This window comes from Stenotrophomonas sp. PvP093 (genome assembly GCF_017876915.1).
GTDB lineage: Bacteria > Pseudomonadota > Gammaproteobacteria > Xanthomonadales > Xanthomonadaceae > Stenotrophomonas > Stenotrophomonas muris.
Map to the genome: position 1 here is coordinate 1,423,987 of NZ_JAGIOX010000004.1, position 12,157 is coordinate 1,436,143.

Annotated in this window: 6 protein-coding genes; all 6 read left to right on the forward strand. The window is 66.2% G+C overall.

Features of this window, described 5'->3' with window-relative positions; all coding sequences use genetic code 11:
• Positions 1–31: 31 nt before the first annotated feature.
• The 6 genes from J3A72_RS09065 to J3A72_RS09090 are packed head-to-tail and all read left to right on the forward strand — an operon-like array spanning position 32 to position 12,154.
• On the forward strand, positions 32–274 hold the full coding sequence (locus J3A72_RS09065) for a hypothetical protein (protein WP_227864145.1): 243 nt from the start codon (positions 32–34) through the stop codon (positions 272–274).
• A gap of 34 nt (positions 275–308) precedes the next feature.
• On the forward strand, positions 309–2,684 hold the full coding sequence (locus J3A72_RS09070; protein ID WP_345776747.1) for a phage tail tape measure protein: 2,376 nt from the start codon (positions 309–311) through the stop codon (positions 2,682–2,684).
• Positions 2,681–3,034, forward strand: coding sequence for a hypothetical protein (locus tag J3A72_RS09075; protein ID WP_014647906.1), 354 nt, complete (start codon positions 2,681–2,683; stop codon positions 3,032–3,034). Before J3A72_RS09070 ends, J3A72_RS09075 begins: the two co-directional genes overlap by 4 nt.
• Entirely contained in the window at positions 3,031–3,492 is a 462-nt protein-coding gene (locus J3A72_RS09080) for a DUF1833 family protein (RefSeq protein ID WP_014647905.1), read from the forward strand. The genes J3A72_RS09075 and J3A72_RS09080 overlap by 4 nt, the downstream gene beginning before the upstream one ends.
• The gene (locus J3A72_RS09085; protein WP_014647904.1) at positions 3,492–3,887 is read left to right on the forward strand and encodes a hypothetical protein; all 396 of its coding nucleotides are present in this window, start codon (positions 3,492–3,494) and stop codon (positions 3,885–3,887) included. Before J3A72_RS09080 ends, J3A72_RS09085 begins: the two co-directional genes overlap by 1 nt.
• Positions 3,878–12,154 carry a host specificity factor TipJ family phage tail protein gene (locus J3A72_RS09090; protein ID WP_075075889.1) on the forward strand — a complete coding sequence of 2,759 codons (8,277 nt, stop codon included), beginning with the start codon at positions 3,878–3,880 and terminating at the stop codon, positions 12,152–12,154. The genes J3A72_RS09085 and J3A72_RS09090 overlap by 10 nt, the downstream gene beginning before the upstream one ends.
• The last annotated feature ends 3 nt before the right edge of the window (positions 12,155–12,157 follow it).

A 12,157-nucleotide genomic window follows, 5' to 3' on the forward strand; every position in this document is an offset into this window, starting at 1 on the left:
CCTCCCGCATCCGGACCACCTGCTGGCGGGAGTGACCTCCCGCCAGCTCTCGGAGATGTATGCGTTCGCACGCCTGGAGCCGTTGGACCAGCCCCTGCAGGGGATGCTCGCCCAGCTGACCAGTGTGCTGGCGCAGGTGCACGGCAATACGACCACTGCCGACGACTTCCTGCTGGTGCGACCGCGTGCGTCGCCGGAGAGGGCGGCAAAGGAGCGCTCGCAGCAGCTGCTGGAACTGTTCGGCAGCGCATCGCGGCGCAACGCTGCGGCGTGATTCCGGGCGGGGCAGGGCATTGCTTCTCCGATGCGTGGCATGCAATCGAACCTGGGGCCCTGCGGGGCCCCTCATCATTCTTGGAGGAACGCGTATGGCGTCCACTAACCAGAATCTAGACGTAGTACTGCGGGTCAACACGACGGGCTTCCGTACCGCAATGGCGGAGGCCAGCCGCCTGGCAACGCAGAATCTCAAGACACTGCGCGCGGAGGCCGAGCGGACGGCCGCCGCGCTGGCGCGCGTGCATGCGGCACCGGAGGGCGCAACGGGCAAGGCCGCGACAAAGGCAAAGGCCAACGTCGGCGGCGATGTGCTCGGCAGCGGCTTGAAGGAGCTTGGTAGCGGCCTGCTGACGGCCGCCGGTGGCCCATGGGGCATCGCCATCGCGTCGGTGCAGAAGCTGGGCGAAGCGTACCTGGACATGGTCAAGGCGTCCGAACGTGCGCGCAGCGAGTACAAGGAGCAGATGCAGTCGCTGCAGCAGATGTCGTTCTCGATGGACCAGGCCGGCCTGGGCATGGGCGCGGGCACGCTGCCCCTGGAGCAGGCGGTCGCCACGCTGCATGAGCAGGCCAGGGCGCTGCGCGAACTGGAGGCACGCGAGAAGGCGCTGCAGGGCTCGGTCGTCCATTGGGAAGGCCGAGTGAGTCATGGCCAGCGATCGGGACGGGAAGGGGCGGGCCTGAGTGCAGCCTCGGACTACGCCGAGCTGGAGAAGGCCAGGGCGAACCTGGAAGCGTTCCAGGCGGAGGTCGCGCCGGTCCAGGAGAAGTTCCGGGGCCTGAAAGAAACGATCAGGGGCGCCCTCGACGAGAAGCTGTTCAATGCGATTGCCGCGGCCATCCAGAACGTGGACAACCAGACGCTTGACCAGCTCATCGCGTCTCTGGGTGCGACGCAATGGAACGCATTGAAGGCGACCGATGCCTTCAACGGCATGCTGGGCGCCATGCGCGGAGAGGCGTGGCGGGACGAGGTCGAGTGGATCCGGCTGACCCGTGGCGAGTACGCGGCCTGGATGGCTGAACGCGGCGCGGAGATCAACGCAAGGGGCGGCCCGGACAAGATGGACCCGGCCCAGCGCGCAGAGTTCAACAGGGATGCCGCGCGCAAGAAGGCCGACATCGAACGCAAGGCCCAGTTCCGCGAACGGCAGCAGGCCGCCCAGCAGTCGGTCAGGGGCGTGCACGAGCAGGCTGATGCGTACGCCGGGCTGATGGATCGCATCGAGAAGCAGATCGCCCAGGACCGGGTGCGGCAGAAGCTGAAGGAGGGGATGACAGAGGCGGAAAAGCTGCAGGTCACCCTCCTTGACGAGATGGAGCATGCCGAGAAGAAGCTCAGCGAGCAGAAGCAACTGCGGGTGAAGGCCTCGCTGGACGCCGCGGTGGCCCTGGCCAAGGAAGCGGCAGCCGCTGAAGCGTCGAAGAAGGCCCAGCAGGATCTGCTGAAGCTGCAGCGGGAGCTCCAGCAGGCGGCGCATGCACAGCAGCGCGGCAACGACCAGGCGCTGTTCGGCATCGGCCATGGCGCAGCGAGCGTGGATCGCATGCAACGCCGTTCCGCTCTGGATGAGGATCGGGACAATCGAAAGCGCGCGCTGGACGACGAGTCGCGTGGTGAGGACGGCAAGGTCATCGAGTCGGAGCGCTACAGAGCCCGGCTGGCCGAGCTCGATGCATTCCATGAACAGTCACTGCAACGCGAGGCAGAGTTCCAGGAGAACAAGAAGGCATACCAGTCCGATTGGAAGAACGGCGCAATGCGGGCGTTCGAGGACTATGCCGATGCCGCGGCCAATGCCGCCGAGTTGAGCCACGGCGTCTTCAGTAATGCATTGGGCGGGTTGGAAGACAGTCTGGTCAAGTTTGCCCAGACCGGAAAGCTGTCCTTCTCCGACCTCGCCGACTCGATCATCGCCGATCTGGCGCGCGTGGCAGCCAAACAGATGGTCAGTGGGCTGATCAGTTCGATCGGGCAGATGTTCGGACCGAAGATCACCGGTTTTTCCATCGGCGGGTACACGGGCCCAGGGGGCAAGTACGAGCCGGCCGGCATCGTCCACAAGGGCGAGGGCGTGCTCAGCCAGGAAGACATGGCTGCGCTCGGCGGCCCATCGGCATTCTTCGCCCTGCGCACTTCGCTGCGAACCGGCAATGGCCTGTCCGGTGGTGATAGCGGGGGTTATGTGCAGGTACCGATCGCCCGTGCCGGCGAGGGTGGGATGAATGTGGAAATCAACAACTACGGCGAAAGCCGGGTCAACACCCGGGAAGAGCGGCAGCGCATGCCCGATGGCAGCGAAGTACGGCGGCTGGTGATCGACATCGTGGGCGACAGCCTCAACGGTGGTGAGCTGGGCGCCATTGGACGAGCCCGATACGGATGGACGGAGGCAGTGGGATGAGCAGTTGGCCAGAATATGCAGAAATCCGCTTTGCGGATTACGGCGAGGAGATCGTCGCTTCGGAAGAGCGGACCGAGATGGAGCGCGGCCCCAGCAAGATGCGCGCGCTCAACAGCCGGGTGATGAAGAACGTGTACGCCTCGGTGCAGTTCCGCACCGCGGCTGACGCCGAGGCATTCGAAGCGTGGTACCTGCACGATGTCGGTCGCGTCGGCTGGTTCACGATGGAGCACCCGCGGACCGGGCAGCCGATCAGCGCCCGCTTCCCGCAGGGCATCGGCCGCCTGGTGCCACTGAACACCCGGTTCCGCTTCTCCAAGCGCGATCTTGTACTGGAGTACATGCGATGAGTTCCTTCCATGAGCGCCGCCAGCGCCTGGCCGACACCCAGGGACCGCTGATGCTGTTGGAAGTGTCGGCGCCGTCGATGCCGGAGGTGTTGCGGATCGTCAACGACAACGTCAACTGGACCAGCAACGGCAAGGAGTTCATTGCCGCACCGTTCGGCTTCCAGCTTCCCGACGATGTCAGTGGACAGGCACCGCGCGCGCAGCTGGTGATCGACAACATCGGCCGCGCACTCACCGAGGACCTGGAAGGGCTTGCCCCCGGAGAGATGGTGACCGCACGGTTGATGCTGACCGATCGCGCCGATCCGGATGCCATCGAGGCCGAGTACGACCTGCCGATGACCCAGGTGTCGGTCAACACGCGCACGGTCAGTGCCCAGTGTGGTGTCGACTTCCTGATGCGCCAGCAGGCCGTGCTGCTGCATGCCAATCCGTTCACGCTGCCGGGAATCTTCTGATGCGCCTGGTCGACGTCGAGCGATGGGTGGGCATCCCCTATGACGAAGCAGCGTGCGACTGCGCCGACCTGGTGATGCAGGTGCAGCGGGCGCTGTTCGCCCGTGAAGTGGCACTGCCCGGACGCCGGCCGCGCGGGCGGCGCGGCTCGGCCGAGCTGGGCGCATTGTCGCGCGCGCAGGCGGTACCTCGCGAGGGCCCTCCACAGGACGGCGACCTGGTACTGATGATCGAACGCGGACAACACAACCCCGGCCACGCCGGGGTTTTCTTTTTCCTGGCTCATGAGGGCTGGGTCTTGCACAGCAACGAAACGAACGGCTGCAGCGTGCTGCACCGCGTTCGTGACCTGCCCGGATTTGGGCTGAGGATCGAGGGATACTACGCATGGAACTGACACCACAACCGGCGGTCGACGGCCGCCTCATCATCACCCCGCACCCGGTGCTGCTGGATGGCCAGCGCAACGTGCCGGTCGAACTGCGCCCGGGTGAAAGCCTGTACGCATTCCTCATGCGCCATGTAGACGGGCTCGATGGCCGCGCATGGCAGGTCTGCGTTGACGGGCTGGAGGTGCCGCGCGAGCAGTGGATGCACACGCGACCGCGTCATGGCCAGTTGATCGAAGTGCGCAGCGTGGTGGGCAAGGCGGTGATTCCGCTGGTGGCGATGATCGCGCTGACCTATTTCACCTTCGGCATCGGCACGCTGGTGGCCGGTTCCGCGTGGGGCGCAGGCGCCATCGCAGGCACGTACGGCACGCTGGCTGCATCCGCGGTCTACGTGGCCGGCAGCGTGCTGATCAACAAGGTTCTCACGCCGAAGCCGCCCAAGCCCGGTGGTGGCGGTGTCGCCGACACGGCGTATTCCCTGGCAGCGCCGCGCAACCGTGTGCGCGCCTATGAACCGCTGGGCCTGCTGTTCGGTTCCACGCGCCTCGCTCCGGACCTGATCAGCCGCCCCTATACCTGGTTCGAGGGCGATGAGCAGTACGTCGGCCTGACCCTCAGCCCGGGCATCAACGTTGGCCGGGTGGAGGCCCTGCAGAACGGTGATTCAGCGCTGTCCAGCTACGAAGGCGTGCGCACCTGGTTCCGCGGCTTCCCGCAGATGCCCGACGAAGCGATTCCGCTGTACAGCAACGCTGATGTGATTGAAGGCGCGCAGCTGCTCGATACCGGCAGCGATGCCAAGCACGTGGCCAGCCCGTGGATGGAACGCACCAGCTCCGCTGACTCTCTGCGCCTGCAGGTGAACATCGAGTTCCGGCTGTGGGATACCACGTCCAAGGGCAAGGACAAGGACAACCGCGAGCAGATCCAGATCCAGTACCGGCCGGTCGGCTCCGATGCCTGGCAGTCGTTCGGCAATTACAGCGTCGTGGGACGCACGCAGAAGGCGCGCCGCGTCAGCTACGGCCGCGACGTGGAGCTGGGCCAGTACGACGTGCGCGTACGCGTGGCCGGGCAGAACACCGATGGCAGTGGCGCGCAGGCGAATTTCACCTGGACCACGCTGGTCAGCGTGCAGCGCGACGACGCCAGCCATGCCGGAATTCCTGCCATCGGCCTGCAGATGAAGGCGTCCGGCCAGCTCAATGGCACCCCGGATGAGATCCGCTGCGTGGCTCATGCGCGACCGATTCCGGTGTGGAAGGGTGAAGCGGCCGGCTGGGTGACCGAGGAAACCAGCAACCCGGGCGCACAGATCCTGGCCTACGCGCGTGGCATCCATGATGAGAACGGCAAGCGCATCGCCGGCCTGGGCATGGCCGACCGGCGCATCGATATCGAAAGCCTCAAAGCCTTCATGCTGCACTGCGCGGACAACGCGCTGGGCTACGACTACTGGCTGACCGAGGTGCGCAGCCACCAGGCAGTGCTCGACGCCATCGCGCTGGCCGGCTTCGGCCAGGTGACCTGGGCCAAGGGCCGGCTGGGCGTGGCCTGGGCGGCCGATGAGCAGCCCCTGTCCGGCGTGGTCAACATGGCCACGATCAAGAAGGGCCAGTTCCAGGTCGATTACACCCTGGCCAACGCTGCCGACGGCATCGAGTACAGCTACCTGGACCGCCGCACCTGGAAGGCGGCGACGCTGCGCGTGCCGGCGCCGGGCGTGGAGGTGATGCTCAATCCGGCCAAGATCACCGGTGAGGGCGTCAGCTCCGAAGCCCATGCCGCGATGCTGGCGCGTTGGCATCTGGCGCAGAGCGTCTATCAATACAAGTCGATCAGCTACAGCACCGACATCGAGCACCTGGCCTACTCGCGGTTGTCGGTGCTGGCGTTGCAGCACGACCTTACCCAGTGGGGCTTCGGTGGCCGCCTGATCGATGCCGCCGTCGACGCTGCAGGCGTTGCCACGCTGCAACTGGACGAGACGGTCCCGGCACCTTCGCTGGGCAGTGCGTTCATCGGCCTGCGTATTCCAGGCGAGCGTGTCTACCGCGTACTGCGCGTGGTTCCGGGCGCTGAGCCGAGTGACAGGCTGGTGCTGGCCGATCCGTGGCCGGCAGATGCACCGCTGCCGGGCCACAACGACGGCAATCCTGCACACGACACGATCTGGATCTACGACTTCAAGCAGACGCCGGGTACCCGCGTGCGCGTGACCGGCATCCGCCCGGAAGGTGACCTGAAGGGCGCCGCGGTGGAGGTGGTGCAGGAGGGGCCCGAGTTCTGGCACTACGTGCGGACCGGGCAGTATGTGCCGCCGTCGAATGAATCCTCGCTGCAGACCCGGCCGGTGGCCAGCAATCTGAAGGTGGTCGAGCGCCAGGTCAGCCGGGGTGGCAGCGTGCATACCGAACTGCAGGCCAGCTTCGATATCAGTGGACCCACCGGCGAAACGCGGGTCCTGTCCGATCCAGACGGCAATGCCGCGCTGGAGGAAGTGGCACGCACCACCACGCGATCAGCGAGCTGGGCGATTCCCGGAGCGGGTACCTATCCGGTGGTCGTTCGTCCGTACAGCCCCGATGGCCGTGCCGGCGTTGCCGTGTCCACCCGGTACACCACGCTGGGTGCCGATGCGCCGCCGGTCCTGGTCGATCTGTTCGACATCGAAGAGCTCAGCGGTGGCGTGCGCCGGTATGTGTGGGGCTTCTCCGGCGACACCGTGCAGTCGGCTGATTTCGCCGGCGTGGAAATCCGCTATACCGCCGGCAGTATCGACAACCCGCTGTGGGAGCACATGACCCCGCTGGGCGATGCCGGTGGCTTCTTCACCTCCGCTATCGAAGCCGTATTGCCAGAGGCGGGCAGCTGGACGTTTGCGTGCCGCAGTCGCAACACCGCTGGCGTGCTGTCCGTCGGTGCCCGCTACCTGCGACGCTCGCTGGGGCGCAATACCGGGCAGACGCTGGAGGGAATCGGCGGTGTGGTCGAATCGGTCAAGCAGGACCTGGGCAAGGAAATCAACGCCCGCATCGACAGCGACCTGGCCGCCGCCACCCGTGCAGCCGAGGCGCTGCGTAGCGAATCGCTGCGCCTGCAGGACCAGATCACCGCCAGCGCCCAACGACTTGCCGGCCAGGCCGAACGGCTGGACCAGCAGGCGCAGGCGCTCAAGGCGAACACCGATGGCCTGGCGCGCGAAGTGCTGGACCGTGCTGCCGGCGATCTGAATACCCGCACCGAGCTGACCACGGCGGTGACCCGCGAAACCAGCGAGCGCCGGTCGGATGTGGAGAACCTGACCCGCATGGTGAGCCAGCTGTCGGCAGGCAGTGGCGTGCAGTTCGACAGCAAGCGCATCTGGTACTTCGACAGCAGCGTGGAAGGTTGGGGCGCGAATGGCGGCAGTCCGACGCTGGTGGAGGGCTGGCTGCGCCCGGCCAACCATGCCAGCGACGCCTTCGTGACGAGCCCGCGCGGCCAGGATGTCCAGGGCGCGGCGCACCGCTTCGTCAAGCTGCGCATCCGCAAGGTGGGCAGTCCTGCCTGGGACGGGCGCCTGCTGTGGAATGGTCCCGGCCAGTCGTGGGACAACGCACGCATGGTGCAGTTCGCGGAGCCAAGCTATGACAGCAACGGCATCGCGACGCTGGACGTGGACAACATTCCATGGAACGGGACCATCGTCGACCAGATCCGCCTGGATCTGTCCAAGGCGCAGACCGATGCCGACTACTTCCTGCTGGACTGGGTGGCGATCGGTCGCCCGACGCCGGGTGCGTCGGTGGCCATGCTGCAGGACGAAGCCACTGCACGCGTCGCAGCAGACAGCAGCGAAGCGGGCCGGCGCGAGTCGCTGGCCGTGCAGTTGCGCGGCAGCTACGAGGGCGGTGACCTGGCAGGGGTTAGCCAGGGCCTGATCGCGGCCGAGAAGACCGCACGGCTGAGTGGCGACCAGGTCAACGCGCAGTCGATCCAGGCACTCCAGGCACGGATGCCGGCAGGCACCGGCGCGCTGGCCACCAGTGCCAGTGTCAGCAGCCTGCAGCAGGCGATGGTGACCGCTGACACCGCGCTGGGGCGGCGCGTGGACAGCCTCGATGCCACGATGGGGGACAAGATCGGATCCAGCGCCTTCAATGCGTTGAAGACCGAAGTCGGGCAGCTCGATGGCCGGGTTACCAGCAGCAGCCAGGACCTGGTGCAGCTGAAGAGTCGCATGGAAGCGGTGATGGGCGCGGGCAGCAACCTCGCGCTCAATGGCGACTTCAACCTGGGCGCTGGCACCGGCTGGACGTTCTTCAACACCACCGCAGCATCGGTGGTGCGCGAGGGCCGCGGCAACAGCCTGTGCTGGAAGGCGGAGCCCTATGCGGGCGGAAGCAATACGGTGGTCAGCGCCGCGGTCAATGAGGGGCGCGTCATCACCCTGACCGCCGGCCGTCGCTATCGAGTGTCGTGCTGGACGCGGACCAGCGAGGACTTCGACGGCACCGCCGACAATACCAAGCTGCGCGTCGCCGACCACAACGGCAACCTGATGGGCGGCGCCACGCAGTCGTTCCCGAAATCGGCGGACTGGGTCAAGACCGAGACCTTCGTGACGTTGCCGCCTACCGGCACGGTGCAGGGCATCAAGGTCACGATCAATCGCAATGGCACGGCCGGCACGTTGTGGCTGGACGATCTGTGGGTGGAGGATGTGACCGATGTCGACGCGAACGCTGCGGCGGTCAGTGGCCTGTCGACCAGGGTGGAACAGATCGATGGCAAGCTGAGCAGTGCCGCCGAGGACGTCACCCGGCTGGCCTCGGGCATCGGCAACATGGTGGCCTACAACATCATCGCCAACGCACATATCCTCGCCTGGCCCACCGGTGGCCCCCGTGCATCGGGTGTGTACCGTGCCAATGGCAGCATCGTGCCGGGCATGGGCGCCAACCGGGGGCTGCGGGTGGGCATCATCAATGCGGACAACAGCATCACCGATACGGCGGTGTTCGATACCCATGGCAATCTGCAGAGCGAGTCGGCCCGCTTCAACACCTGGTACGACCAGACGCTGAAGGACAACCAGTACTTCATTGCCTATACGTCCGATGCAGTGGGGGCGATCAGTAGTGCCAGCAACAGCGACACCAGTGGCCTGCGCACCCGCCTGCTGGACGCGGGCCTGTCACAGGAAAACCTGGCGGCCCTGTCGGGGTCGCGGATGCTGGTGATGATCGGGCGGCGCAGGAGTGGTGCCGGCGGTGGCAGGCAGATCCTGTCGCCCTTGCCGGAGACCGGCCGTACTGGCATGTGGGTGGAAATGACCGTCACCGTGCTCAATGGCGTGCCGACCGGATCGCAGGATTCGTCGATGCTCGATCGTACGGCGCGGAGCAATGCGGACGCATTGACCGGGCTGCGCACCGACGTCAGCAAGCTCGGTACCGACCTGGTGTCCGCCGCCGACAGCCTGACCAGCCTGGCCGCCCGGGTCGACACCTCGGTGACCAGCAGCGACAACGTGCTGCGCAACAGTAACTTTGCTGGCAGTGCCGCCTGGTGGACGCTGACCCGTACCGTGTCGGCCAACACCGTGGAGTGGGTGAAGGCATCGGGCCAGAGTGGTGATGCGTTGCTGATGACGCATGGGCCGCAGGCCGGGCAGAACCCCTTCATCACGGCCAACGACGCGCGGTGGTTGCCGGTGGTTGCGGGGCGGTCGCGCCGGTACCGACTGGTGATGGTGGCTCGCGCCTTTGATGAAGCCACGGCGACCCTGGTCTGCCGGTTGCGCGTGCGAACCACGGGTACAGGCGAAAGCCATGCCGACGTGACGCTGAACCTGTCCGATGCGTCCTGGAAAACCTACACGGCCGAATGGTCTGCCGCGCAGGATCGCAACGAGATCATGCCGCAGGTGCATCTGACCAACGCCGGCGGCAAGGTGCTGTTCGACCGGATCGAGTTCTACGACATCACCGATGCGCAGGACATCGCCGGCAACGCGACGGCCATCGCCAACCTGCGCAGCGACGTGGTGCAGCTGGGCGATCGTGTCACCAGCAGTGCGTCCAGTGTGCTCAAGCTGCAGTCGGACGTGCAGTCGGTCCTCAATGGCAGCGACAGCCTGTTCCCGCTGGGTGCGTTCGAAACGTTCCAGGATGGCCAGCTGCTGGGCAGTGCGGCGGGCACGATCTACACCGTCCGCGCCGATGCTCGCCGGACCGGTGAGCGCGGTCTGGACGTGAACGTTGCGGCCAACACCAGCCCGAACACCAATGCGGACCTGTACTTCGGGCAGTGGACCCCCATCACCGGCAATCGCCGCATCTATGTGGAGTACTACGCCCGCCTGCATCCGGACAGTATCCAGCCGACCGGTGGTTCCATCCGGGTGGGCTGGCAGACCACCAACGAAGCCAACGCGGAGAATTCGTGGCCCTTGCAGGCTTACGCACTGGCCTCGCTGCGCAAGGATGGCTGGACCAAGGTCAGCGGTTACCTGGACACCGCCGCGTCTGCGGCGAAGTGGCGGATGCTGGTCAGCATTCCGGGAGGAAGTGGTGCGCGCGAAGTGGGCGTGCGCGTGCAGGTGGACGACATCCGCATGATCGATGTCACCGACGCCTACGCCGCGCAGCAGAGCGCCGCTGCCACGGCCACCGCGGTGACCGCGCTGACCACCAAAGTCGATCAGCAGGGCACGAAGGTCGACGCGCAGGCGCAGCAGCTCACCGACCTGTCCAGCGGGCTGAAGGGCGTGCTCAACACCGGAAGCGGCCTGCTGCCCAATCCCGACTTCGCCGAAGGGCTGGGGGGGTGGACGGCATCGGCGGCGGCCAATGGGGCGGTGTGGAGTACGGTCAACGGCGACGGACGCCCAGGTGTGCTGCTCAACCGCTACACGAACGTGAATCCGACCCTGCAGGCCAACGGTGGCAAATGGGTGCCGATCAACGGCGCGCGCCGCCTGCGGGTGATCGTCCGCGCCTGCGGTTCTGGCGGCGCCAACAATCTGCTGGTGCGGATATATCGCAAGAATGCGGCAGGCCAGCAGTCCTACCAGGATCTGCGTGCCGTGTTCGCGGTGGAGGCGTTCGAGACCCGATCGTTCGACTTCGATGCCTTCAACAGCGGCATCGATGCCTGGCGCTTGAACCTCTATGTTCATCCCGACAACGGTCAGGTGCGGGTGGACAGCGTCCAGGTCTATGACATCACCGACCAGGTGGCCAACGATGCCAATGCCTCGGCCATCACGGGGCTGAGCACCTCGGTAAGCCAGCAGGGCACCAAGCTGGACACCACCGCGCGTGACCTGACCCAGCTCAAGACCCAGGTGGGCGATGTATCGGCCAGCGGCTTCTCGCAGCTGAACAGCCAGGTCAGCCAGCAGGGTACGCAACTGACCGCGCTGTCCGGGCGGATCGATGGCGTGCAGGCCTCACTGGGTGGCAAGGCGGATGCAGCCGTGGTCACCAGCATGCAGGCGCAGGTCAAGAATCTGGGCGCCGGTGGCAACCTGCTGATGAACACCACGTTCCCCTTCTGGCAGCGCTCGGGGTGGGGCTGGGGCAGTAATCCGAACGGGCGGTGGACCGAACTGGGCAACCCCACCGGCGATGACAACTGGCATCCGCAGGGGATCTTCGGGCTGGGCGCGGTGACGCCCGGCGTCGTCGCAGCAGGCGAAATGGCATGGTGGGGAACCGAGTACGACATCGCCATCGAAGGCGGCAAGACCTATTGCGCGTCCGCCTGGATCAATACCCATCGCGTGGAAGCCAAGCTGGAGATGACGTTCTTCGATGCGGCCGGCAATCACCTGGGGCTGGTGCACAGCCCGGGCGTGAGGAGCGATACCGGAACCCCGATCACGCTCGACCGCTTGACGCGCACGTTCCTGATCACCAAGGCGCCCGCCACGGCGACCTTCGCTCGCTTTCGCGTGATCGTGATCGGCACCGGTGGAAACACGCCCTATTTCTGGATGTTCCGCCCGATGCTCAGCCAGGTGGACGCGGCAGCAACCGCCCCGCCCACCTGGTCGGCCGGAGGCACCGAGTCTTCCGCGCAGTGGTCGGTCAACGTCCGTGCAGATGGCCGGGTAGGGGGCGTGCAACTGGCGTCCAGCGGCCAGGTCTCGCGTTTCGATGTGGTGGCCGACGCGTTCAGTGTCAGTGCCCCCGGTGGCGGGCGTCGTACCGAGTACAGCGATGGCAACTGGCGGGTCTATGACGAAGCCGGACGCCTGCGCGTGCGCATGGGCGTGTGGTGACCC

Excerpts from the sequence above, each read along its gene's own strand:
- J3A72_RS09090 (WP_075075889.1), top strand. The coding sequence starts at position 3,878 with ATGGAACTGACACCACAACCGGCGGTCGACGGCCGCCTCATCATCACC.
- J3A72_RS09080 (WP_014647905.1), top strand. The coding sequence starts at position 3,031 with ATGAGTTCCTTCCATGAGCGCCGCCAGCGCCTGGCCGACACCCAGGGA.
- J3A72_RS09075 (WP_014647906.1), top strand. The coding sequence starts at position 2,681 with ATGAGCAGTTGGCCAGAATATGCAGAAATCCGCTTTGCGGATTACGGC.
- J3A72_RS09085 (WP_014647904.1), top strand. The coding sequence starts at position 3,492 with ATGCGCCTGGTCGACGTCGAGCGATGGGTGGGCATCCCCTATGACGAA.